Source organism: Novosphingobium olei, from assembly GCF_012927405.1.
GTDB lineage: Bacteria > Pseudomonadota > Alphaproteobacteria > Sphingomonadales > Sphingomonadaceae > Novosphingobium > Novosphingobium olei.
Genome location: NZ_JABBGM010000001.1, coordinates 475,201 through 497,242 on the forward strand (window position 1 = coordinate 475,201; position 22,042 = coordinate 497,242).

Below are 22,042 nucleotides of genomic sequence, written 5' to 3' on the forward strand. Positions count from 1 at the left end.
TCCGGGATGCGGTGGGTAGAACGGTTCCGTTTTATCAGAGGTCGGCACCGTTGCCGTCAGGCCAGTGCAGGCTGTCATCGCGCGCGGCCTAGCGCTTTGGCTGCCGCCCGCTGGTGTTTTGCAGGGAGGCGAGCGATCCCGGCTTTCGCTGGGATGACGGTAATCCGGGGAGCTGATGCCCTTATTGGGTTTCGCCACACCTCAAGCCTTCCCCGTCCGGCTTTGCGCAGACCTGGTAAATCCCATCCGGCCGGGCTCGCAATTTAAGCCGGACCAGATGGTCTTCGCTCATATAAGTGTGCGCAACATATTGGATGGTGATCGAACGACTTGCAGTCGTGCCATGTAAGAAGCGAAATATCTGAAAGCGAGCCGTAATCCGACCGTGCCCCAGCAAGTCATCAAGATCATTGATTGGATCATAGGATAGATTGTGAAGGCGTCCGACCGCTTCGACGTCGAGAGGTGAAAGGGGCTTGGCTGAAGCGGGGTGCGCCAGCAAAAAAATCCCGACGATGCCTGCCAACATACCCTTCATCATCGAAACATTCCATCAATCGGCAATGTCAGCAAGTGGGGGCGTGGTCGTTTGCAGAGGCGGATTGGGGCACGAAAGAAAAAGGCGCCCGGTTTCCCGGACGCCCTTTTCTTGTCTCGTCTGATCCGAAAAGATCAGGCCGAGTAGTACATGTCGAACTCGACGGCCGAGGGCGTGGTTTCCCAGCGCAGCACTTCGGGCCACTTGAGTTCGAGGTAGGCTTCGATCTGGTCTTCGGTGAAGACGCCGCCTTCGAGCAGGAAGGCGTGGTCGGCGGCCAGCGAGTCCAGCGCTTCGCGCAGGCTGCCGCACACGGTCGGGACCAGTTCGAGCTCTGCCGGCGGCAGGTCGTACAGGTTCTTGTCCATGGCTTCGCCCGGGTGGATCTTGTTCTTGATCCCGTCGAGACCGGCCATCAGCAGCGCCGAGTAGCAGAGGTAGGGGTTGGCCATCGCGTCGGGGAAGCGGAATTCAACGCGCTTCGCCTTGGCGCCGGCGCCGTACGGAATGCGGCACGAGGCCGAGCGGTTGCGCGCCGAGTAGGCGAGCAGCACAGGGGCTTCGTAGCCCGGCACCAGGCGCTTGTAGCTGTTGGTGGTCGGGTTGGTGAACGCATTCAGCGCCTTGGCGTGCTTGATGACGCCGCCGATGAAGTACAGGCACATGTCCGACAGGCCGGCGTAGCCGTTGCCGGCGAACAGCGGCTTGCCCGAATCCCAGATCGACATGTGGGTGTGCATGCCCGAACCGTTGTCGCCCTTGATGGGCTTGGGCATGAACGTGGCGGTCTTGCCGTAAGCGGCAGCGACCTGCTGCACGACATACTTGTAGACCTGCATGCGGTCGGCGGTCTGGACGAGCGTGCCGAAGGTCAGGCCGAGTTCGTGCTGCGCGGCGGCCACTTCGTGGTGGTGCTTGTCGCAGGGCAGGCCCATTTCGAGCATGGTCTTGACCATCTCGCCACGGATGTCGACGCAGCTGTCGATCGGCGCGACGGGGAAGTAACCGCCCTTGACGCCCGGACGGTGACCGAGGTTGCCGCCTTCGTATTCCTTGTTGGTGTTGGTTGGCAGCTCGACGTCGTCGATGCGGAAGCCGTTGCCGTCATAGCCGTCGTAGAACTTGACGTCGTCGAACAGGAAGAATTCGGCTTCCGGGCCGACGTAGACGGTGTCGCCGATGCCCGAGGCCTTGACGAAGGCTTCGGCGCGCTTGGCGGTCGAACGCGGATCGCGCGAGTAGAGCTCGCCGGTCGACGGTTCGACGATGTCGCAGTTGATGATCAGCATCGGCGTGGCCGAGAACGGATCGACATAGACCGAGTCGAGGTCGGGCTTGAGGATCATGTCCGACTCGTTGATCGCCTTCCAGCCTTCGATCGACGAACCGTCGAACATCAGGCCGTCTTCCAGCTCGTCCTCACCCAGGACGCCGGCGACCATGGTCAGGTGCTGCCACTTGCCCTTGGGATCGGTGAAACGCAGGTCGACCCACTCGATTTCCTCGTCCTTGATCCGGCCGAGGATGTCCTTTGCACTTGCCATCGCTGATCCTTCTTTTCTCCCGCGTCGGTCTGTGAGCGCCGCGCAGGTTTCAGGGGTGGATATCGTGGAGGCCGCCCGTCCCAAGGCCACCCCCGGCTGCAGCCCCCCGTCCCGGCGCACCTGGACCGGAGGGCGACATTTCAGATCGCGTCGTCGTCGCGCTCGCCGGTGCGGATGCGCACGGCGGCATCGACGGTCATCACGAAGATCTTGCCATCGCCGATGCGACCGGTCTGCGCGGCAGAGGCGATCGCTTCGACCACGCGGTCGACGAGGGCATCGCCCACGACGACTTCGAGCTTAACCTTGGGCAGGAAGTCGACGACGTATTCGGCGCCGCGATAGAGTTCGGTGTGGCCCTTCTGGCGGCCAAAGCCCTTGGCTTCGGTAACGGTGATGCCCGAGACGCCGATCTCGTGCAGCGCTTCCTTTACCTCGTCCAGCTTGAACGGCTTGATGATCGCTTCGACCTTCTTCACCTGGTCAGACCCCTGCAACGCGAGGCCCACCGCTGCGGAGCGGCGGGCGGTTGTCCCTTGTGACCCGACCTAACAAGAATCGTGCCACGCTCTAGACGTTTTCACTAGGCCATCGCTCGCGGTTGCGAAAGCGGGAATTGCAGGGGTTGTGCAACAATGTGAATGCCTGGCGCGGCATCGACGCCAGATTGTTACGCGGCTGCGATTTTTTCGTGCATAAATTTTACGCAAGCCCTGCCTGTTTTTTAGGCAGGGCTGCCTCTCATGCGTAGGGCGGCTGGTGCAGGCCGGCAGGGCTCAGCGTGAAGATCTCGGCGCCATCCTCGGTGATGCCGATGGAGTGCTCGAACTGCGCCGAGAGCGAGCGGTCGCGGGTCACCGCCGTCCACCCATCGTCGAGGATCTTCACTGCCGCCTTGCCGAGGTTGATCATCGGCTCGATCGTGAAGAACATGCCCGGGCGCAGTTCAGGGCCGGTGCCGGCGCGGGCGGCGTGGACCACTTCGGGCGCATCGTGGAACAGGCGGCCGAGGCCATGGCCGCAGAATTCGCGCACCACGCCATAGCGGTGCTTTTCGGCGTGGGCCTGGATCGCCGCGCCGATATCGCCCAGGCGGGCGCCGGGGCGGGCCTGTTCGATGCCGATCATCAGGCATTCGTAGGTGACGTCGACAAGGCGACGTGCCTTCAGCGGAACGTCGCCGACGAGGTACATGCGGCTGGTATCGCCGTGCCAGCCATCGAGCAGCGGGGTAACGTCGATGTTGACGATATCGCCGTCCTTGAGCGTCTTGTCCGACGGAATGCCGTGGCAGACGACGTGGTTGATCGAGATGCAGCACGAATGGGTATAGCCGCGATAGCCCAGCGTAGCAGGAATCGCCCCGCCATCCAGCGTCATCTGTCGCACGACATCGTCGAGGTAATCGGTGCGCACGCCCGGCACCACCAGCGGGGCCAGTGCATCGAGGATCTCTGCAGCGAGGCGCCCGGCCTTGCGCATGCCTTCGAAGGCGGCGGGGCCATGCAGCTTGATGGTGCCGTCGCGCGGCTGGACGTCGGTTTCGTCGGCGATCACATAGTCGGTCATGCCGGCGATGTAGCGATTAATCCCGGCAATTGCGAGGTACGCGCGCTAGGATTCATTGCGACGAAAAGGCGGCCCGATATTCGGGCTTCACCGCCGCGAGCACGGCGGGGGTGACGGGCAGCGTCACTTCGTAGCTGCCCTCGGCAAAAGGCCCGGCGTTGTAAGGCGCGATGAGGAAGCCGATCCGGTCGAATGCGCGCCTGCCGGCAGAGCCAAGGATGAGCACCTGATCGAGCGGGGCGATGCAGCTGTCGAAATCCGAAATGCCGTCGCTCTTCCAGTCCGCCCCGCGTTTCTGGCGGCGTGCGCGATCCAGCGCGGCGCAGAACGGTTTCCTGATCGCGGCAGAAAGCGCGGCCTTGGACGTGAAGAGGTCGATCGCAGATATGCGGCGTGCCGTCTGCTTGTCCCACAGGATCGCATCGTAGGCGTAGTTCGAGTGTGCGCCGCCCGAATAGGTGCCGATGATGGTCGAAAGGCTAAGCCAGCCGGGCAGGTCGGTGACGACCTTCCATTCGGTCGAGAATTCATAGGGGTGGAACGGGAAGTCGTTCTTCTTGGCTTCGACACGGCCCGCGCCGGCATCCTTGGCGAGGGTGGCCTTTTGCTTGGCGAGATCGGCGTCGAGCCAGGCCTTCAGTGCGGGGATAGCTCCGGCGGCGCCAGGATAGGAATAGGTGAAGGAATAAAGATCGTTGCTTTCCTTCACGCTGAGCGCAGCGGCGGCTGGTGCAGGCGGGGCAGGCGGCGTGACGGGGCCGTTGGTGACCGTGGATGCGGAGGCGCTGGCCGAAGCGGATGCCGGGGATGATGCCGACGACTGCGCCGTGGTGGGCGTGCCCGACCCGCAGGCGGCCAGCGCCAGAGTAGAGGCAAGAAGCAGCGTTGCGCTGGCAAAAGTCGGTTTCACAGATCGTTTTCCTCTCGCGCTCGCAGGGCGGCTGCGGCAAGGTCGGTTCCAAGATGACCGACAGAAACGCGTTGATCCAGCCCGATCATGGCCAGAGCGCCATTGCCCTCCACCTTGTCGACAAGGCCAGCCTTGCCGACTGGACCAAGACGCTGAACGCCGGCCAGCGTTCCGCGCTTGCGGCGCAGAAGTTCGAAGGCGGTGCAGGCGAAGTGGCGATCGTGCCCGACGGCGACGGCTGGTCCGCCGTCGGCGGCGTTGCCAGCACGGCATCGCTGTCAAGCTGGTGCCTCGCGCGGCTTGCCGAAGTGCTTCCGGGTGGCACCTATCGCCTTGCCCGCGAGGAAGCGCTGGGAGGCGAGGGCACTGGCGTGGCGCCGGCGCTACACGGCTGGCTGACCGCGCAGTACCGCTTCGACCGCTACCGCAAGGAAGCCAAGGCGGTCGAGCCGCGCGTGCTGCTGACCAAGGCGGTAAAGGCGATCGAACCGTCGCTTGCCGAAGCCAGCGCGGTGATGATGGTGCGCGATCTGGTGAACACGCCGGCCGAGGACATGGGACCGGCACAGCTGGAGGCCGAAGCGCGCGCGCTGGCCAAGGCGCACCACGCCACCGTCCACGTCCATGCGGGCGATACGCTGGAGCATGATTATCCGATGGTCCATGCCGTGGGCCGCGCCGCTTCGCGCCACCATGCGCCACGGCTGATCGAACTGGAATGGGGCGACCCTGCGCATCCCCGCGTGGCCATCGTCGGCAAGGGCGTCTGTTTCGATTCGGGTGGGCTCGACATCAAGCCGTCATCGGGCATGGCGCTGATGAAGAAGGACATGGGCGGCGCGGCGCATGCGCTGGCGCTCGCCGGACTGATCATGGGACATGGGCTGAAGGTGCGGCTGCACCTGCTGGTTCCAGCGGTCGAGAACGCGATTTCGGGCAATGCCTTCCGCCCCGGCGACATCCTGCGTTCGCGCCAGGGGCTGAGCGTGGAGATCACAAATACCGACGCCGAGGGGCGGCTGGTGCTGGGCGATGCGCTGACCCGCGCGACCGAAATGAAGCCCGAGCTCGTGATCGACTTTGCCACGCTGACCGGCGCGGCGCGCGTGGCGCTGGGCCCGGACCTGCCGGCGATGTTCGCGCGGACCGATGAAACGGCGGCGGGGCTGCTTCGCGCAGGGCTCGAACGCGACGATCCTTGCTGGCGCCTGCCGCTGCACGATGGCTATCGCGAATGGTTGAAGTCCGATGTGGCCGATCTGCAGAATTCGCCGTCGGGCGGGTTCGCCGGGGCCAGCGTTGCGGCGCTGTTCCTGGACCGCTTCGTGGGCGAAGCCATTGATTGGGCGCATTTCGACACCTTCGCCTGGCGTCCTGCCGGCAAGCCTGGACGGCCCAAGGGCGGCGATGCGCTGGGCCTGCGTGCCGCATGGGGATTCCTGCTCGAACGGTTCGGCGCTTGAACCGGCGGGGCGATGCCAGTAAGCGCGCGGCTTTCCTTTTCCGGGAAGGCGCAGACTTGCCCGCTTCGAATGACGATATCCTGATCGAACAGCTGCCGGATTCCGGCGAACTCGTGCTGTCCGGTCCCTCGGTCAAGCTCGACCCGCTGCACCGCCCGGTGCGCGGTGACCTGGCCCACGTGGCGCTGGCCGGCAAGGTGTTCGTGCCGCACTATGCGGTGCCGATGCCGCACAAGCTGCTGGGCGCGACCGAGCTGCGCAAGACCGGCAGCGAAACGGGCGAGGTGATCGTGACTCTGGCAGCGGGCGAGACGTTCAACGTGCTCGACATGGCGGGCGGCTGGGCCTGGGGCCAGCAGGGCGATGACGGCTTCGTCGGCTATGTGCCGCTGGGTGCGGTGCAGGCGCTGTGACGACCTCGGTCTTCATCGACGGGGCAGTCGGCACGACCGGGCTGGAGATCGCCGAACGTCTCGGCGGGCGCAGCGAATTTGCGCTGATCACGCTGGACGAAGCGCGGCGCAAGGACGACGCCGCCCGTCGCGAGGCGATCAACGACGCCGACGTGGTGATCCTGTGCCTGCCCGACGATGCGGCGAGGGACGCGGTGGCGATGATCGCCAATGACCGCACCCGCGTGATCGATGCGTCGACCGCGCACCGAGTGGCGGACGGGTGGACCTATGGCTTTCCCGAGATCGTCGGGCGGGACACGGTGGCTGAAGCCAAGCGCGTCTCCAACCCGGGCTGTTACCCGACCGGGTTCATCGCGCTGCTCGCGCCTTTGGTGCACAATGCGCTGCTGCCGGCGGCGTGGCCTTACAGCGTGCATGCCGTGTCGGGCTATTCGGGCGGCGGCAAGGCGCTGATCGGGCGGTTCGAGGAAGATCGCGACATCGCCTGGCGCGGCTATGGCCTGAGCTTCGGGCACAAGCACGTGCCGGAAATGCAGCGCTATGCTGGCCTGATGATCGCCCCGCTGTTCAGCCCGGCGGTGGTTGCGGCGCATCGCGGCATGGTCGTGGAAATCCCGCTGCCGCTGGGCGTGATGCCGGGCAGCGTGCCACCGGAACTGCTGCGCGCGGCGCTGACTCAGTTCTACGAAGGTTCGAAGGTGGTGACCGTGGCGCAGGACCTGCCCGAAAGTGGCGAGATGCTGCTGCGCGCTTCGATGGAGCCGTGGGATGGGCTGACGCTCCACGTCATGGGCAGCGCCGATGGCGAGCAGGCGCGGCTGGTCGCCGTGCTCGACAACCTGGGCAAGGGCGCGAGCGGGGCGGCGGTGCAGAGCCTGAACCTGATGGCCGGGCTGGACGAGACGGCGGGCCTGCGGCTGTAATCCAGCCGATCCTGTTTGAGTTGGTGCTGAGCCTGGCGAAGTGCGTTTGGTCTGGAAGGCGAGCGCGGGATCGCGCAGGAAGAACGGCCCTTCGACAAGCTCAGGGCGGACGGGGTTGACAGCGAACAGCAAACACAAAAAAAGCCCGCGCTGCCGATGGAGCGCGGGCCTTCTTTCGTCAGCCTGACCGGAAGGATCAGTCTTCCGGGGCGATCGTGACCTTGAGGCCGTCGAGGTCGCCGGTGATCTGGACCTGGCACGACAGGCGCGAGGTTTCGTTGCGGTGATCCGAGCTGTCGAGCAGGTCGTTCTCGTCCTCGCTCATCGCCGGAACCTTGTCGGCGAAAGCGGGGTCGACGTAGATGTGGCAGGTGGCGCACGAGCAGCAGCCGCCGCACAGCGCGAGGAGTTCGTCGAAGCCGTTGTCGCGGATGGCTTCCATCACCGACAGGCCGGCATCGGCGTCGATGGTCTTTTCTTCACCCGCGCGGTTCACGACAACAAGCTTCGGCATCGTCAAGGTCTCCTGTCGGGGGCCTTGCCGGCCCACTGTTCCCGTTTGGGCCGGGCTGCTATCGCGTCGCCTGCGCTTTGGCAAGGTCGCACAACGAGCAGGCATGAGAAGGGTGTAGGGCAATGGGATTGAGCGCGGAGCAGATCAGGGAAGGGCTCGATTTCATCGGTGGCAGCCATCCGGCGATGGCGGCGGCGATCGAACGGGTCGGCTATCCCGAGCCGCGGCTGCGCCCGACCGGCTATGCCACGTTGCTGCGCACCATCGTGGGGCAGCAGGTGAGCGTCGCGGCGGCGGCTTCTGTCTGGAACAAGCTGGAAGCGCTGCTGGGCGAGGACTTGCCCCCGCACGACCTGCTCGCCGCCGACTTCGACGCGCTGCGCGCCTGCGGCCTGTCGCGCCAGAAGCAGGGCTATGCCCGGTCCTTGTGCGAACTGGTGGTGTCGGGCGAGCTCGATCTCGACGCGCTGCCGGCCGATGACGAGGAGGCAATTGCCGAACTCGTCAAGATCAAGGGCATCGGGCGCTGGTCGGCGGAAATCTATCTGCTGTTTGCCGAAGGGCGGCCCGACATCTGGCCGGCAGGCGACCTTGCCGTTCAGGTCGGCCTTGGCAAGCTGCTCGGGCTGGAAGAGCGGCCGAGCGAGAAACTGACACGCGAGCTGGCCGAGGGTTGGCGGCCGCACCGCGGCGCGGCGGCGATCTTCACCTGGCATTGCTACAACAATCCGGCGCTTTGACTTTACTGACATTCGTGCAAGTAAAGCGAGGGCAGGAGGAAGTGGGCGATGGCAAGGACGATCTTCATCACCGGCGGGGGCTCCGGCATCGGCCGCGCCGTGGCCCAGCGGTTCGCGCGCGGGGGCTGGTTCGTCGGGCTGGCCGACGTGAGCGAGAGCGGGATGGCCGAGACAGCCGCGCTCCTGCCGAAGGGGGCAAGCTCGATCCACAAGCTCGACGTGCGCGACCGGGCGGGGTGGGATGCGGCGCTGGCCGACTTCGCCAAGGCGGCGGGCGGCCGGATCGACGTTGTGTTCAACAATGCCGGCGTGCCGGTTGGCGGGCCGCTCGCCGAACTTGCAGTAGACGAGATCGAGCGCGCGCTCGACATCAACCTCAAGGGGGTGATCTTTGGCGCGCAGGCGGCCTACCCATGGCTGAAGGCCAGCGCGCCGGGCTCGGTCCTGCTCAACACCGCGAGCGCGGCCGGGATCTATGGCACGCCGGGTGCCAGCGTCTATTCGGCGACCAAGTTCGGAGTGCGCGCGGTGACCGAGTCGCTCGACGGCGAATGGGCGGCAGACGGGATCGCGGTGCGCGACCTGATGCCCGCGTTCATCGACACGCCGCTGCTCGATCATAACGCCAACCGCGCGAGCAACGAGGACATCCGATCGCGGGTGAAAGGCGCGGGGCTGGAGATCAGCCCGGTGAGCGACGTGGCCGAGGCGGCCTGGGCTGCGGTGCATGGGGAAAGGCTGCACACGCTGGTCGGACCGACGGCAAAGCGGATGGCGCTGTTTTCGCGGCTGCTGCCCGGGCTGGTGCGCAAGCAGGTGCGCGGGCGGGCCGGCGCGCTCTGACGTTCAGCGGCGCGTGATCCTGGCAACCCCTGCCTTCCCGGCGGAGGAAAGGTAGGGCGCAAGCGCGGCGAATGGCAGCGCCGCGACATCGCCGCAGGCCGCCGCCACATGGGGCAGCGACGGTTCGAAGGCGAAGCCATCGCTTGTCAGCGACACGGTCCAGAACTCCGAGCTTGCGACAAGATCGAAGCAGCCCTCGGTGTCGTCGGCAGGGCGCGGGAAGTGCGCGAGGATGACCTTGCGCAGCGCTTCGGTCGGCTGGATGAGGCTGCCGGCGCTGGTATCGCCGTCGATCGGCTGGCGGGCGGAGGATGCCAACCAGTCAGTAAGGGCGAATTCCTTGCCGGTGCGCCGATCGAACGTGCGGTAGGTGGTGACGGCGTCTGGGTGTGCGCCGCCGCAGAAGTACCCTTGCGCGACCGCGACGGTCAGAAAGTCGCCACGCACCGCCTGTGGCGTCAGTGCCAGCGAGAAATCGCCATCGGTGCCAAGGCTGGAAAGGTTGCCGGCCATGCATTCGGCAAAGTCGGCGACCGAACCGGGCTTGAGCGGATCGAGCGCCACCGCGGCATTGATCGCGGCGTCGCCCGGCAGCTGCGGCTTCAGCGCGAAAGAGGCGATGTCCACCGAATCGAAAGCCGCGCCGACATCGTAATGCAGTTCGTCGTAGCCGAGGCTGGCTTTTGCCTGGGGCGCGCGGCGGGAGATGGTGACCGGCTTGAGCCGTGGCGCGATGAAGGCGCGGCTGCCGCAAGGGCCATCCCATGTCTCCGCCGGTTTCCACGCGACGGGCATCAGCCTTATCGGCAGGGCGCGCTTCGCCCGTTGCCACGTGCCTTCAAGGTTTGCGCCAGTCCCCTTGCGCAGCGTCCAGATGGCGCCGCCGTCCTCTTGCAGAAGCTTGCCGTCGAGACGCAGGGCGATCGGGCGCAGGTGCCTGAGATAGAAATAGGATCCCTCCAGTTCGTCGAGGCCGTTGCGTTCGAGGCAGACCTGTACCGGCGCCGTTCCGAGGGTGCCGCGCCACAAGCCCTCGGGCCACGGAGCCTTGGCGAATGCGGGCGATGGCAGCAGGCAGAGGGCGACGAGCGCCGCAAGCAGCCGCCGCATCAGCGTGCGAACCGCTCCATCGCGGCAGCCATGGCAAGATCGCGCGCGCTGATCCCGCCCGCATCGTGGGTGGTCAACGTGACATCGACGCGATTGTAGACGTTGAACCATTCGGGATGATGGTCCGTCTTTTCCGCCTCCAGCGCGACGCGCGACATGAAGGCGAACGCTTCGCTGAAATCGGCGAAGCGGAAGGCTTTCAAGATGGCGAGGCCGTCTTCGCGCAGGGCCCAGCCGGACAGATCGGCAAGCGCGGTTTCGATCTCTGACTGGGACAGGCGCGCGATGGCCATTGTTTCGCTCTCCTTGGCAGGCCCCGTCCTTTCCCCTATCGCGCGCGTTCATGCAACCCGCCCGCCTTGCCGCCTACGATATCGCCTGCCGGCGCGGCGACCGGGTGCTGGTGCGCGCGCTGTCGTTCGATCTGAAGCCGGGCGAGGCGCTGCATCTGGCGGGCCCCAACGGCATCGGCAAGTCGAGCGTGATCCGCATCCTCGCCGGACTGCTCCGCCCGGCCTGGGGCCATGTCGAGCGCGAAGGCGCGCTGGCGCTGTCGGACGAACGGCTGGCGCTCGATGCGCACAGGCCGCTGGGCGAGGCACTGGCGTTCTGGCAGCGGATCGACGGTGGCGAGGCGACGCGCGCCGACTTCGGGCTTGAAAACCTGCGCGACGTGCCGGTCGGCTATCTTTCGACCGGGCAGCGCAAGCGCGCCGGGCTTGCGCGACTGGCGGCAAGCGGGGCGCAGATCTGGCTGCTCGACGAGCCGCTCAATGGACTCGACACGCACTGGGGCGCGGCTGCGCAGGCGGCGATCGAGGCGCATCGGGCGATGGGCGGCATCGCGGTGATAGCCTCGCACCAGCCGCTAGGTCTGCAGCGGTTGCGGACCATCTCGTTGCTGGAGCACCTGCCATGAGTGGCGGGACCGGGAACGCCGGGAAAGCACTGGCGACGATCTTTGCGCGTGACCTTGCACTCCTGCTCAAGGGTGCGCTGGGGCGCGGCGGGGCGGTGCTTCCGCTGCTGTTCTTCCTGGCGGTCGCGATGCTGTTCCCGTTCGCGGTGGGGCCGGATGCGAAGCTGCTGGGCCGCACCGGCGCCGGCGTGATCTGGGTGGCGGCGCTGCTTGCCGCGATCCTGCCGCTCGACCGGCTGGTCGAACCCGATGTCGAGGCGGGCTTCTTCGACCAGTGGGCGCTGCGCGGGCTTGCCGAAGAAGCCGTGCTGATGGTGCGGATCGTGGCCCACTGGCTGAGCTTTGGCGTGCCGCTGATGCTGGCCGCGCCGATTTCGGCCGGGCTGCTGTCACTCGACCGGGCGCAACTGATCACGATCGAGCAGGGCCTGCTGCTGGGGACACCGGGGCTTGCCGCCATCGGCGTGACAATCGCCGCGCTGACGGCCGGGCTGCGCGCAGGGTCGGCACTCGGCGGCATGCTGGCGATCCCGCTGGCCGTGCCGTTGCTGATCTTTGGCGCAGGTTCGCTGCAGCCGGGCGGAGAAGGCGGTCTTGCCCTGCTTGGTGCGAGCAGCCTCGCCGCGCTCGCCATAGCGCCCTTTGCCGGCGGCGCGGCGCTGCGCGCGGCCCGGGAATAGGCACTTGCCTTCACCCAAGCGCAATTTCGTTGCCGATTGCGCGGACGCATCCTAACTCGTTCGCCATGACCGTTTCTGCGCTTACCCCCAATTCGCTTTCGCTCATCGGCAACACGCCGCTCGTCCGCCTTGCCGGCCCGTCCGAGGAGACCGGCTGCGATATCTATGGCAAGTGCGAATTTGCCAATCCCGGTGCGTCGGTAAAGGACCGCGCCGCGCTGTGGATCGTGCGCGATGCCGAGGAGAAGGGCCTGCTCAAGCCCGGCGGGACGATCGTCGAAGGCACGGCCGGCAACACGGGCATCGGCCTTGCCCTGGTTGCCAATGCGCTGGGCTACAAGACCGTGATCGTGATGCCCGAGACGCATTCGCGCGAAAAGATGGACACGCTGCGCGCGCTGCGGGCGGAGCTGGTGCTGGTGCCTGCAGCGCCGTTCTCCAACCCCGGGCACTTCGTCCACACCTCGCGCCGCATCGCAGAGGAAACCGATGGCGCGATCTGGGCCAACCAGTTCGACAACATCGCCAACCGCCGCGCTCACATCGAAAGCACCGCGCCCGAGATCTGGGAGCAGATGGGCCACCGCATCGACGGCTTCACCTGCGCTGCCGGCACCGGCGGGACGATCGCAGGCACGGGCCTCGGCCTCAAATCGTTCGACGAGAACGTGACGATTGCGCTGACCGACCCGCATGGCGCGGCGCTGTACAACTATTACGCGAATGGCGAGCTGAAGGCCGAAGGATCGTCGGTGGCCGAAGGCATCGGGCAGGGGCGGATCACCGCCAACCTCGAAGGCGCGCCGATCGACACGCAGTTCCGCATCTCGGACGAGGAAGGGCTCTACTGGGTCGAGCGGCTGCTCGCCGAGGAAGGGCTGTGCCTTGGTCTGTCCAGCGGGATCAACGTGGCGGGGGCCGTGGCGCTGGCCCGGCAGCTGGGCAAGGGCAGCCGGGTTGCGACGATCCTGTGCGACACCGGCTTCCGCTATCTGTCATCGCTGTACAATCCCGCCTGGCTCGAGGCCAAGGGGCTGCCGGTCTTTCCCTGGCTCAAGCAATAAGCTAGGATTGCGGGAATGGCGTTCCCCGGCATTCCCAAGCGCAAGACACAAAGTGCGGCCGCACGGGCGGAAGCGCCGATTGCCCCCATCCACCACGTGCCGCTGTCCCCGCGCGCTCTGCGGGCGCAGGCGGTACACCGGCTGCAGGTCGGGCTGTTCGGGCTTGCCGGCATGCTGTTGCTGGTCAGCCTGGCCAACGTGATCATGGACCGCGCGCAAGTGGGCGATTCCGCAGCCGCCATGCCCGACGCGGCAGCAAGTTCGAGCGCCGCCAACGATCCGCTGGTGGACATGGGCGTCGCGCCCGAGCTTCCGGTCAACGGCGGCGGGGCCGCCGCGCCCGCACAGCAACCCGCCGCGCGGCCCAAGCCCTGATCGGCCGGCGGTTCGGCCGCCTGTTCCTCCAGCATCCCGAATACCGTCACCGTGTGCGGCTCGGCGCACGCCGTGACCGCGGCTGACTTGCCGATTCGCCATCTCAGCGGGCGCGATCGGGTGGGGTCCGGATTTTTACGGGAAAATACGGGCAGGGCAGAGGGATCGGCTGGGGCGGGTGCAGGTCATTTTCTAAAACTCGCGGATTTGTGCGGGTGATCGTGGTTTCCCCACTATTCATTGTCGGCCGATAGTGGATCATTGCTTGCGAAAAACTCGAGCAAAACGAACGCCTGACCGCAAATTCCCGTAAAATCCCGTTGTGGCCCGCTGCTTCCCGAGTTAAGACTTAGGTTCATCGGGACGAACTCCATGTCGCATCCGCGGGGGATGGCCGGCAGCGCCTAGCGCTTGCCGGAAGGCAGGAGCTTTTTGTCTCGGGCGCGGGGGCTTTTGACGTGGCTGGAGGGCCGTCAAATTATTGGGGGCAGGGCTTTTCGCCGCGCGGCGAAAAGAGCCGCTTCGTCCTCCCCGCAGATTTCCGCAGCACCGTCCGCGATGCCTCCGCCGGCCAGCGCGTGCTGTGTCTCGACAAGCATGCCAAGCATCCCTGCCTCGTCGGTTTCGGCCTGTCCCGCGCCGAAAGCTTTGCCGAGCAGATTGCCCACGAAGAGCGCGTCGCGCTGGAACGGCGCGAGGAGTTCGACCCCGACATGCGCGCCGCGCAGCTGTTCGGCTTCATGCGCGTGAGCTTCGATGATTCGGGCCGCTTCGTCCTGCCCGAGCACCTGGGGGAGCAGGCCTCGATCGGCGAGGCGCTCTATTTCCATGGCGGCGGTTCGCACTTCACCATCTGGGCGCCCGAAGTGCTGTTCGAGATGGGCGCGGGCTGGGATGCCGCCAAGGCGACCTGCCGTGCGCTGATGGCCGAGGCATCGAGCAAGGGGCGGCGCAAGTGACGCAGTATCCCGATCTTCCCGCCGACGCCCCGCACATTCCCGTGCTGCTCGATGAAGTCGAACAGGCGTTGGCGCCTGCCGCCGGCGACGTGGTGGTTGACGGTACGTTCGGTGCGGGCGGGTATACCCGCCGCCTGCTCGCCGCCGGGGTTACCGTCCACGCCTTCGATCGGGACCCCGATGCGATCGAAGCCGGGCGACTCTGGGGAGAAACCTGTGGAAATCCTGTGCGGCTGGTGCTGCACCACCGGCGCTTTTCCGAGCTTGCCGAAGGGCTTGCAGAGGCCGGAATTGCGCAGGTTCAGGGCGTCGTGCTCGATATCGGCGTCTCTTCGATGCAGATCGACCAGGGCGAGCGCGGGTTTGCATTTTCCGTCGATGGGCCGCTGGATATGCGGATGTCGCAGGAGGGGCCAAGCGCGGCCGATTTCCTGAACGAAGCCGACGAGGGGGAAATTGCCGACGTCCTCTACCGCTACGGGGAAGAGCGTCAGTCGCGCCGCGTGGCGCGCGCCATTGTCGCGGCGCGGCCGCTCGAGACGACCGGGCAGTTCGCGGCGGTGGTGCGCAAGTCGCTGGGCTACGTCCCCGGCATGCGCGGCAAGAATGCGCCCAAGGACCCGGCGATCCGCAGCTTCCAGGCGGTGCGCATCCACGTCAACGGCGAGCTCGACGAGCTGGCGGCGGGTCTTGCTGCGGCGGAAAAGGTGCTGGCGCCGGGTGGCCGGCTGGCGGTGGTCACGTTCCACAGCCTGGAAGATCGCATCGTCAAGCAGTTCCTGCGCGAAGGCGCGGGCGCAACGCCGGGCGGCTCGCGCCACCTGCCGCAGACCGCGCCCACCCTGAAGCCCGTTTTCGAGAAGCCTTCCGCCGCGATCCGTCCGACCGCTGCGGAAGAGGCGCGCAATCCACGCGCGCGGTCGGCAACCTTGCGCTGGGCGGTCCGCACGTCCGCCCCGGCGCGGGAACATCAGGGGAGCATCGCGGCATGATCGTCACCGCCCATCGCCTGCGTTCGATCGGCTGGATCGCGTTGCTCGCGATCTGCGCCGCGCTGGTCATGGTGCTCGCCTTCCGCGTCAACGCGCTGCGCAGCCAGGTGCACCACGCCGAGATGAAGATCGTCGCGCTGCGCCAGGAGAAGATGTACCTCGAAACCGAGTTCGAGACGCGTGCCAACCAGCAGCAGCTGAAGGCCTGGAACGACGTCGAGTTCGGCTACGTTGCGCCGACTGCCGGCCAATACCTCGAGAACGAGCGCCAGCTTGCCGCGCTGTCGAAGCCGGTCGAGCCCGATGCGCCCGAGCCGATCCGCGTGGCCAGCGCCGACGATGCGGTGGTGGCGCAGGCGGCCTTCCCGGCGATGGTTTCGCCGCTCTCGGGCAAGCCGCTTGGCGCCGAGGCGGACGAGGACAAGCCCAAGGCGGAAAAGATCGACCATGCCAAGGCCGCGGCATCTCTCGGCGAGCGGCTGGCCAAGGTCGATCGTGGCGATGATGCGACCGTCAAGCCGCGCATCCGTCAGCTCGTCGCCAAGGATGGCGACGACAGCGTCAAGTCTGCCCGCAAGGCAAAGCCTGCGAAGGATACCAAGCAGGCCAAGGCCGACAGCAAGGACAAGCCGGCCAAGGTTGCCACCAGGAAGGACAAGCCGGTGGACAAGCCCTCAGCCAAGCCTTCCGCAAAGGTTGCATCGGCGACTAAGTCGCCGGTTGCGAAGAAGCCTGCTGCGGCGGGCAAGAGGGAGGTGAAGGCAACCAAGTGAACGCGCTGACCGCCTCGGCCGCGATCGCTTCTGGCCGCGTCCAGCTGGCCAACGTCCGCCAGCGCTCGCTGGTGACGGCCAAGGTGCGCGCGCTGTGGGTGCTGCTGCTGTTCGTCTTCGCCACGCTGACCGCGCTGGTGCGGATCGGCCAACTGGGCCTGTTTGAGGATGCGCCCGAGCGCCGTTCGATGGCCGAAGCGCTGCTCCCCCCGCGCGGCGAGATTACCGACCGCAACGGCGTGGTGCTGGCGCGGGCGTTCCCGTCCTATTCGCTGTGGTTCAATCCCAAGGCACTGGGCGAAGGCGGTTCCGCACTCGTCAAGACGCCCGAGGAAGTCGCCAAGGCGCTGATGACGATCTTTCCGGACGCCGACTATGCCGACCTGGTGGAGCGGCTGAAGTCGGACAAGCCGAGCTATCTGCGCAAGCGGGTGCTGCCGGAAGAAGCGAACAAGGTCTTCGCGCTGGGCGAGCCGGCTCTGGAATTCCCGCGCGAGAACCAGCGCTACTACCCGCAAGGCTCCCTTGCCGCGCACGTGCTCGGCTACGTCGACGAAGCGGGCGAGGGCCATGTCGGCATGGAGCAGGTGCTGCAGCAGCGGCTGCTCGATCCGGCGCAGCGCGGCCAGCCCTTCGCCCTGTCGATCGACGCGCGGGCGCAGGGCGCGCTGGAGGACGAACTCAGCCGCGGCATGCTCGAATCCAATGCCAAGGGTGCCGCAGGCGTGGTGCTCGACAGCGATACCGGTGAGGTCATCGCGCTCGCTTCGCTGCCTTCGTTCAATCCCAACCGTTCGGACCGGGCCTTCAACGGGCTGGTGTTCAACCGCGTGACCAACCAGGTCTACGAACTCGGTTCGGTGATGAAGCCGGTGACGGTCGCCTCGGCGCTCGATGCGGGGGTGATCGGCGACATGTCCGTGCGCTATCCCGCGGCACAGTTGCACATCGGCCGCTTCACCATTCACGACAGCCACAATTTCGGCGCTTCGCTCAACGTGCCCGAAGCGCTGATCCACTCGTCGAACATCGTGACGGCGCAGGTTGCCGACAAGCTCGGCGGGCCGGCACTGCGCAGCACGATGATGGCACTGCACATGAACGAGCGGCCGGGCATAGAATTGCCCGCCCGTGGTTTTCCGATCTGGCCCAAGGGCGACTGGGCGCGGATCACCACGATGACGGTCAGCTATGGCCATGGCATGGCGGTGAGCCCGCTGCACCTCGCCTCGGCCTATGCCGCGCTGGTCAACGGCGGTGTGTGGCGCCCGGCGACGCTGTTCAAGGTAGCGCCGGACAAGGTTCCCGAAGGCCAGCGCGTGTTCAAGGCGTCGACCAGCGCCCGCCTGCGACAGCTGCTGCGGATGATCGTGGTCGACGGCACCGGCAAGAAAGCCGATGCGCCCGGCTTCCGCGTCGGCGGCAAGACCGGCTCGGCAGAAAAGCCCGGCAGCGGCGGCTACCGCAAGACCTCGCTCATCGCGACGTTCGCGGCGGCCTTCCCTATGGACAAGCCGCGCTATGTGGTCATCGCCATGCTTGACGAGCCGCAAGGCACGCAGGCGACTTCGTTCCAGCGCACGGCGGCGTGGAACGCGGCGCCGGTGGTGGGCCGGGTGGTCCCGCGCATCGGGCCGCTGCTCGGCGTCGTGCCCGATGCGACGCGCGACGTTGATATTTCCGACCTCAGCCCGCTGATCGGCAATGGAGAGGGTGAATGAGGCTGGCAACGCTCATCGCGCAGGCGGGCTTGGCGCTCGGCGCGAGCGGCGATGGCGATGCCAACGTCACCGGCTTTGCCATCGATCATCGCAAGGTGGCGCCCGGCACGGTGTTCGGCGCGTTCCCTGGCACGCGCTTCAATGGCGAGGATTTCATTGAAGCCGCCGTGCAGGCCGGTGCGGTGGCGATCGTGGCGCGCCCGGACGCGAAAGTCGAAGGCGCGGCGCATATCGCCGATGCCGAACCGCGCCGCGCCTTCGCGCGGCTGGCAGCTGGGTTCTTTACCCCGGTGCCGGCGACGATCGTTGCGGTGACGGGGACCAACGGCAAGACATCGACCGTGGAGATGACGCGCCAGCTGTGGCGCATGGCCGGGCACCCGGCGGCCTCGATCGGCACGCTCGGCGTGACCACGGCCGACGAGAGCGTTTCGACCGGCCTCACCACGCCGGATATCGTCACTTTCCTGTCGAACATGACCGGCCTTGCCCGCGAAGGCGTGACTCATGTCGCCTACGAAGCTTCGAGCCACGGGCTCGACCAGTTCCGCAACGAGGGCCTGCGCGTGGTCGCGGGCGCCTTCACCAATCTCAGCCGCGACCATCTCGATTACCATGCGACGATGGAAGACTACTTTGCGGCCAAGATGCGCCTGTTCGACGAGGTTGTCGCCAGTGACGGTGCCGCCGTCATCTGGGCTGACGATGCCTGGTCGCAACGGGCAGTCGAGCATGCCGGACGTAGGGGGTTGCGGCTGCTCACGGTGGGAGAGCAGGGGACTGCGGTCCGCCTGCTCTCCCGTACCCCCACACAGCTCGGCCAGGTGCTGGAGATCGAGCACGAGGGCACGCGCCGCAAGGTTACGCTGCCACTGATTGGCGCCTACCAGGCGGCCAACGCGCTCGTTTCGGCGGGGCTCGTGCTGGCGAGCGGCGGCGAAGCGTCCGCCACATTCGATGCGCTGTCGCGCCTGCAACCAGTGCGGGGTCGGCTGGAACGCGCCGCGATCAATCGGGCGGGTGCGCCGGTCTATGTCGACTACGCCCACACGCCCGATGCCATCGAGGCAGCGATTGCGGCGCTTCGCCCGCACGTCGGCGGCCGGCTGATCACGGTGTTCGGCGCTGGTGGCGATCGTGACGGGGGCAAGCGCCCCGAGATGGGCCGTAGCGCCTGTGCCGGATCGGACGTGGTGATCGTGACCGACGACAATCCGCGCGGCGAAGATCCGGCAGCGATCCGTGCCGCGGTGATGACGGGTTGCGACGCAAAGGCACAGGAGATCGGCGACCGGCGCGAGGCCATCGGCGCCGCCATCGCCATGGCTGGCCGTGACGACATCGTGCTCGTGGCCGGGAAGGGCCACGAACAGGGCCAGATCATCGGGCGCGGCGACGCGGTTCGGGTACTGCCCTTCGATGATGTGCAGGTGGCAAGGGAGTGCACCGCATGACCGCTCGCCCCGCATTGATGGCATGGCCGACCGATCCGGCTGATGCGCGCGGCACGGCGCTGTGGACGTCCGAAGAGATCGTTGCGGCAACAGGCGGGGTGGCATCCGGCCCGTTCGAAGTGTCGGGCTGCGAAATCGACAGCCGCGAAGTTCGCGATGGCGACCTGTTCTTTGCGCTCAAGGGCGAAAGTGCCGATGGTCACCGCTTCGTGACCGGCGCCTTCGACAAAGGGGCTGCTGGCGCGATCGTGGATCGGGCGATCGAGCACCCGCATGTGCTTGTATCGGATACCTCAAGTGCGCTTGAGGATCTTGGAAAAGCCGCGCGAAACCGTGTCGATGCGGGGATTATCGGCGTTACCGGATCGGCGGGCAAGACCGGGGTCAAGGAAGCCCTTTTCGCTGCGCTCGACCGCGGCAGCCGCGGCCGCGCGCACCGTTCGGTGAAGAGCTACAACAACCATGTCGGCGTTCCGCTGAGCCTGGCGCGCATGCCATCGCGCACGAGCTTCGGCGTGTTCGAGATGGGCATGAACCATGCCGGCGAATTGGCCGCGCTGACCCGGCTGGTGCGTCCGCACGTCGCCATCGTCACCACGATCGCGCCCGCGCATATCGGGCACTTCTCGGGCGAGGAAGCGATCGCCGATGCCAAGGCGGAGATCTTCGAAGGGCTCGAAGCGGACGGCGTTGCGATCATTCCGGCGGACAATCGCCACTACGAGCGCCTGCGCGCCAAGGCAGCGCAGCATGCCGCCAGGATCATCGCCTTCGGCAGCGCAGCCCATGCCGATGCGCGGCTGCTGGACGCGGTGGCGGCACCTGGCGGCGGCACGCTGGTGACGGCGGAACTGGCTGGCCGCAAGCTGTGCTACACCATCGCCCAGCCCGGCGCGCACTGGGTCGCCAATTCGCTGGCGGTGATGGCCGCGGTCGAGGCAATCGGCGGCGACCTGGGCGCGGCGGGCCTTGCGCTTGCTGAGATGGAGGGCCTTGCCGGCCGCGGGGCGCGCCATACCGTGGCCGCGCGCGCGGGCGATGGGTCGGGTGAAGCGCTCCTGATCGACGAAAGCTACAACGCCAATCCCGCTTCGATGCGGGTGACGATCGAGCAGCTGGGCGCAACGCCGGCAGCGCGCCGCGTCGCCGTTCTCGGTTCGATGCGCGAACTGGGTGCCGAGGAAGAGCGCTACCACCGCGACCTTGCCGAACCGCTGCTCGCCGCGAAGATCGACCGGGTCATCCTGGTGGGGCCGGAAATGGCCGCGCTGGCGCAGGCACTGGGGAAAAGCGATGGTGGCGCGCTTGCCCGGGCGATCGAAGTCGATCATGTCCCTACGGCGGCCGAAGCGGCGGAATGCCTTGCTGCAGAAGGACCGCAGGGTGGTGACGCCATCCTCGTGAAAGGGTCGAATTCGGTCGGGCTGGGTGCGCTGGTGCGTGCCCTGACGGCCAGGGAAAACTGAATGCTCTACCTGCTGGCGCACCTGCTTCACTACGAGGGGTTCAGCAACCTCTTCCGCTACCAGACCTTCCGCGCCGGGGCGGCGTTGCTGACGGCGCTTCTGATCGGTCTGGTGATAGGCCCGCGCTTCATCAACATGCTGCGCATCCGCCAGGGCAAAGGCCAGCCGATCCGTGAGGACGGACCGCAGAGCCACCTTGCCAAGCGCGGCACGCCGACGATGGGCGGGCTGATGATCGTCATCTCGGCGACGCTGGGCCTGCTGCTGTGGATGGACGTCACCAGCCGCTATGTCTGGGCGTGCCTTGCGGTGACCTGGGGCTTCGGCCTGATCGGTTTCCTCGACGATTACGACAAGGTGACCAAGTACGCCCACAAGGGCGTTCCGGCCAAGGTGCGCCTGCTGGGCGAGTTCGTGGTGGCAGGCATCGCCGCGGCCCTGGTGGTGACGGAGACGAACCTCTACGTCCCCGTGTTCAGCAACCTCTACATTCCGCTTGGCCCGCTCTATTACGTCTTTGCCGCCTTCGTGATCGTCGGTGCGGGCAACGCGGTGAACCTGACCGACGGGCTCGACGGCCTCGCCATCATGCCGGTGATCATCGCGTCGGGTACGTTCGCGATCATCGCCTATCTCGCCGGCCGTTCGGACTTTGCGCATTACCTCGGCATCCCGCACGTGCCCGGTGCGGGTGAGCTTGCGATCTTCTGCGGCGCCGTGATGGGGGCAGGGCTTGCCTTTCTGTGGTTCAATGCGCCACCCGCCGCCGTGTTCATGGGCGATACCGGCAGCCTCGCGCTGGGCGGCACGCTGGGCGTGATCGCGGTCTCGGCGCACCATGAAATCGTGCTCGCCATCGTCGGCGGTCTGTTCGTGATGGAGGCCGTCTCGGTCATCGTGCAGGTGTTCGTCTACAAGCGGACCGGCAAGCGCGTGTTCCGCATGGCGCCGATCCATCACCACTTCGAGCAACTGGGCTGGAAGGAATCGACCGTCGTGATCCGCTTCTGGATCGTGTCGATCGTTCTGGCGCTGATCGGCCTCGCCACGCTGAAGGTCCGATGAGCGG

Annotated in this window: 24 protein-coding genes; 16 read left to right on the top strand and 8 right to left on the bottom strand. The window is 66.7% G+C overall.

From position 1 onward, the window contains the following. Positions 1-181 precede the first annotated feature (181 nt). The 5 genes from HHL27_RS02195 to HHL27_RS02215 form a co-directional block, all read right to left on the bottom strand. The gene (locus HHL27_RS02195; protein WP_169491722.1) at positions 182-541 is read right to left on the bottom strand and encodes a hypothetical protein; all 360 of its coding nucleotides are present in this window, start codon (positions 539-541) and stop codon (positions 182-184) included. Between the two features lie 131 nt (positions 542-672). Next, positions 673-2,082, bottom strand: a complete 1,410-nt coding sequence (gene glnA, locus HHL27_RS02200; protein ID WP_169491723.1) for a type I glutamate--ammonia ligase — start codon at positions 2,080-2,082, stop codon at positions 673-675. Positions 2,083-2,222: 140 nt separating this feature from the next. Beyond that, complete coding sequence (locus HHL27_RS02205) at positions 2,223-2,561, bottom strand: P-II family nitrogen regulator (RefSeq protein ID WP_169491724.1); 339 nt, start codon at positions 2,559-2,561, stop codon at positions 2,223-2,225. Between the two features lie 262 nt (positions 2,562-2,823). Beyond that, positions 2,824-3,651 carry a type I methionyl aminopeptidase gene (map, locus tag HHL27_RS02210; RefSeq protein ID WP_169491725.1) on the bottom strand — a complete coding sequence of 276 codons (828 nt, stop codon included), beginning with the start codon at positions 3,649-3,651 and terminating at the stop codon, positions 2,824-2,826. A 52-nt stretch (positions 3,652-3,703) separates the two neighbouring features. Continuing rightward, the gene (locus HHL27_RS02215; protein WP_338114803.1) at positions 3,704-4,561 is read right to left on the bottom strand and encodes a DUF4163 domain-containing protein; all 858 of its coding nucleotides are present in this window, start codon (positions 4,559-4,561) and stop codon (positions 3,704-3,706) included. A 53-nt stretch (positions 4,562-4,614) separates the two neighbouring features. Here HHL27_RS02215 and HHL27_RS02220 point away from each other — a divergent pair, with 53 nt between their 5' ends. From HHL27_RS02220 to argC, 3 genes are read left to right on the top strand one after another with little or no spacing between them, the layout of a single operon-like run. Further along, complete coding sequence (locus tag HHL27_RS02220) at positions 4,615-6,024, top strand: leucyl aminopeptidase family protein (protein WP_169491726.1); 1,410 nt, start codon at positions 4,615-4,617, stop codon at positions 6,022-6,024. A gap of 56 nt (positions 6,025-6,080) precedes the next feature. Next, on the top strand, positions 6,081-6,437 hold the full coding sequence (locus HHL27_RS02225) for an SH3 domain-containing protein (RefSeq protein WP_240959256.1): 357 nt from the start codon (positions 6,081-6,083) through the stop codon (positions 6,435-6,437). Next, positions 6,434-7,363, top strand: coding sequence for an N-acetyl-gamma-glutamyl-phosphate reductase (gene argC, locus HHL27_RS02230; protein WP_169491728.1), 930 nt, complete (start codon positions 6,434-6,436; stop codon positions 7,361-7,363). The genes HHL27_RS02225 and argC overlap by 4 nt, the downstream gene beginning before the upstream one ends. 196 nt (positions 7,364-7,559) lie before the next feature. Here the strand turns inward: argC and HHL27_RS02235 are convergent, their stop codons facing one another. After that, entirely contained in the window at positions 7,560-7,877 is a 318-nt protein-coding gene (locus HHL27_RS02235; RefSeq protein ID WP_169491729.1) for a 2Fe-2S iron-sulfur cluster-binding family protein, read from the bottom strand. Between the two features lie 122 nt (positions 7,878-7,999). Between HHL27_RS02235 and HHL27_RS02240 the strand changes: the two genes are divergently transcribed. Together HHL27_RS02240 and HHL27_RS02245 are read left to right on the top strand one after the other, a co-directional pair. Continuing rightward, positions 8,000-8,617 carry a DNA-3-methyladenine glycosylase family protein gene (locus tag HHL27_RS02240; RefSeq protein WP_169491730.1) on the top strand — a complete coding sequence of 206 codons (618 nt, stop codon included), beginning with the start codon at positions 8,000-8,002 and terminating at the stop codon, positions 8,615-8,617. Between the two features lie 48 nt (positions 8,618-8,665). Beyond that, positions 8,666-9,460, top strand: a complete 795-nt coding sequence (locus HHL27_RS02245) for an SDR family oxidoreductase (RefSeq protein ID WP_169491731.1) — start codon at positions 8,666-8,668, stop codon at positions 9,458-9,460. Positions 9,461-9,463: 3 nt separating this feature from the next. Here HHL27_RS02245 and HHL27_RS02250 read toward each other — a convergent pair whose 3' ends face one another. After that, complete coding sequence (locus tag HHL27_RS02250) at positions 9,464-10,570, bottom strand: hypothetical protein (protein ID WP_169491732.1); 1,107 nt, start codon at positions 10,568-10,570, stop codon at positions 9,464-9,466. Continuing rightward, positions 10,570-10,863 (bottom strand): 4a-hydroxytetrahydrobiopterin dehydratase, encoded by a 294-nt coding sequence (locus HHL27_RS02255; protein ID WP_169491733.1) that lies wholly within the window; start codon positions 10,861-10,863, stop codon positions 10,570-10,572. Before HHL27_RS02255 ends, HHL27_RS02250 begins: the two co-directional genes overlap by 1 nt. Positions 10,864-10,913: 50 nt before the next feature. Between HHL27_RS02255 and ccmA the strand changes: the two genes are divergently transcribed. The 11 genes from ccmA to mraY all read left to right on the top strand — a co-directional run bounded on the left by ccmA (position 10,914) and on the right by mraY (position 22,038). Then, positions 10,914-11,489: a heme ABC exporter ATP-binding protein CcmA gene (gene ccmA / locus HHL27_RS02260; RefSeq protein WP_169491734.1), complete on the top strand. Its 576-nt coding sequence runs from the start codon at positions 10,914-10,916 to the stop codon at positions 11,487-11,489. Beyond that, on the top strand, positions 11,486-12,169 hold the full coding sequence (gene ccmB, locus HHL27_RS02265) for a heme exporter protein CcmB (RefSeq protein ID WP_169491735.1): 684 nt from the start codon (positions 11,486-11,488) through the stop codon (positions 12,167-12,169). The genes ccmA and ccmB overlap by 4 nt, the downstream gene beginning before the upstream one ends. 65 nt (positions 12,170-12,234) lie before the next feature. After that, a complete protein-coding gene (locus HHL27_RS02270) occupies positions 12,235-13,233 on the top strand; it encodes a cysteine synthase A (RefSeq protein ID WP_169491736.1) in 999 nt (332 codons plus the stop codon). Positions 13,234-13,248: 15 nt separating this feature from the next. Next, positions 13,249-13,608: a hypothetical protein gene (locus HHL27_RS02275; RefSeq protein ID WP_169491348.1), complete on the top strand. Its 360-nt coding sequence runs from the start codon at positions 13,249-13,251 to the stop codon at positions 13,606-13,608. Between the two features lie 458 nt (positions 13,609-14,066). After that, on the top strand, positions 14,067-14,567 hold the full coding sequence (locus tag HHL27_RS02280; RefSeq protein ID WP_169491737.1) for a division/cell wall cluster transcriptional repressor MraZ: 501 nt from the start codon (positions 14,067-14,069) through the stop codon (positions 14,565-14,567). Further along, on the top strand, positions 14,564-15,559 hold the full coding sequence (gene rsmH, locus HHL27_RS02285; RefSeq protein WP_169491738.1) for a 16S rRNA (cytosine(1402)-N(4))-methyltransferase RsmH: 996 nt from the start codon (positions 14,564-14,566) through the stop codon (positions 15,557-15,559). Before HHL27_RS02280 ends, rsmH begins: the two co-directional genes overlap by 4 nt. Beyond that, positions 15,556-16,332, top strand: coding sequence for a hypothetical protein (locus HHL27_RS22170; protein WP_206069322.1), 777 nt, complete (start codon positions 15,556-15,558; stop codon positions 16,330-16,332). Before rsmH ends, HHL27_RS22170 begins: the two co-directional genes overlap by 4 nt. Then, the gene (locus HHL27_RS02295; RefSeq protein ID WP_169491739.1) at positions 16,329-18,053 is read left to right on the top strand and encodes a penicillin-binding transpeptidase domain-containing protein; all 1,725 of its coding nucleotides are present in this window, start codon (positions 16,329-16,331) and stop codon (positions 18,051-18,053) included. The genes HHL27_RS22170 and HHL27_RS02295 overlap by 4 nt, the downstream gene beginning before the upstream one ends. After that, positions 18,050-19,507: a UDP-N-acetylmuramoyl-L-alanyl-D-glutamate--2,6-diaminopimelate ligase gene (locus HHL27_RS02300; RefSeq protein ID WP_169491740.1), complete on the top strand. Its 1,458-nt coding sequence runs from the start codon at positions 18,050-18,052 to the stop codon at positions 19,505-19,507. The genes HHL27_RS02295 and HHL27_RS02300 overlap by 4 nt, the downstream gene beginning before the upstream one ends. Then, positions 19,504-20,973, top strand: a complete 1,470-nt coding sequence (locus HHL27_RS02305; RefSeq protein ID WP_169491741.1) for a UDP-N-acetylmuramoyl-tripeptide--D-alanyl-D-alanine ligase — start codon at positions 19,504-19,506, stop codon at positions 20,971-20,973. Before HHL27_RS02300 ends, HHL27_RS02305 begins: the two co-directional genes overlap by 4 nt. Then, positions 20,974-22,038 carry a phospho-N-acetylmuramoyl-pentapeptide-transferase gene (gene mraY / locus HHL27_RS02310; RefSeq protein WP_169491742.1) on the top strand — a complete coding sequence of 355 codons (1,065 nt, stop codon included), beginning with the start codon at positions 20,974-20,976 and terminating at the stop codon, positions 22,036-22,038. Positions 22,039-22,042 lie beyond the last annotated feature (4 nt).

What these genes read in the sequence shown, in the direction of transcription:
- HHL27_RS02195 (WP_169491722.1), bottom strand. Translation starts at nt 541, where the DNA reads ATGATGAAGGGTATGTTGGCAGGCATCGTCGGGATTTTTTTGCTGGCG.
- glnA (WP_169491723.1), bottom strand. Translation starts at nt 2,082, where the DNA reads ATGGCAAGTGCAAAGGACATCCTCGGCCGGATCAAGGACGAGGAAATC.
- map (WP_169491725.1), bottom strand. Translation starts at nt 3,651, where the DNA reads ATGACCGACTATGTGATCGCCGACGAAACCGACGTCCAGCCGCGCGAC.
- HHL27_RS02220 (WP_169491726.1), top strand. Translation starts at nt 4,615, where the DNA reads ATGACCGACAGAAACGCGTTGATCCAGCCCGATCATGGCCAGAGCGCC.
- HHL27_RS02235 (WP_169491729.1), bottom strand. Translation starts at nt 7,877, where the DNA reads ATGCCGAAGCTTGTTGTCGTGAACCGCGCGGGTGAAGAAAAGACCATC.
- HHL27_RS02240 (WP_169491730.1), top strand. Translation starts at nt 8,000, where the DNA reads ATGGGATTGAGCGCGGAGCAGATCAGGGAAGGGCTCGATTTCATCGGT.
- HHL27_RS02245 (WP_169491731.1), top strand. Translation starts at nt 8,666, where the DNA reads ATGGCAAGGACGATCTTCATCACCGGCGGGGGCTCCGGCATCGGCCGC.
- HHL27_RS02250 (WP_169491732.1), bottom strand. Translation starts at nt 10,570, where the DNA reads ATGCGGCGGCTGCTTGCGGCGCTCGTCGCCCTCTGCCTGCTGCCATCG.
- HHL27_RS02255 (WP_169491733.1), bottom strand. Translation starts at nt 10,863, where the DNA reads ATGGCCATCGCGCGCCTGTCCCAGTCAGAGATCGAAACCGCGCTTGCC.
- ccmA (WP_169491734.1), top strand. Translation starts at nt 10,914, where the DNA reads ATGCAACCCGCCCGCCTTGCCGCCTACGATATCGCCTGCCGGCGCGGC.
- ccmB (WP_169491735.1), top strand. Translation starts at nt 11,486, where the DNA reads ATGAGTGGCGGGACCGGGAACGCCGGGAAAGCACTGGCGACGATCTTT.
- HHL27_RS02270 (WP_169491736.1), top strand. Translation starts at nt 12,235, where the DNA reads ATGACCGTTTCTGCGCTTACCCCCAATTCGCTTTCGCTCATCGGCAAC.
- HHL27_RS02275 (WP_169491348.1), top strand. Translation starts at nt 13,249, where the DNA reads ATGGCGTTCCCCGGCATTCCCAAGCGCAAGACACAAAGTGCGGCCGCA.
- HHL27_RS22170 (WP_206069322.1), top strand. Translation starts at nt 15,556, where the DNA reads ATGATCGTCACCGCCCATCGCCTGCGTTCGATCGGCTGGATCGCGTTG.
- HHL27_RS02300 (WP_169491740.1), top strand. Translation starts at nt 18,050, where the DNA reads ATGAGGCTGGCAACGCTCATCGCGCAGGCGGGCTTGGCGCTCGGCGCG.
- HHL27_RS02305 (WP_169491741.1), top strand. Translation starts at nt 19,504, where the DNA reads ATGACCGCTCGCCCCGCATTGATGGCATGGCCGACCGATCCGGCTGAT.
- mraY (WP_169491742.1), top strand. Translation starts at nt 20,974, where the DNA reads ATGCTCTACCTGCTGGCGCACCTGCTTCACTACGAGGGGTTCAGCAAC.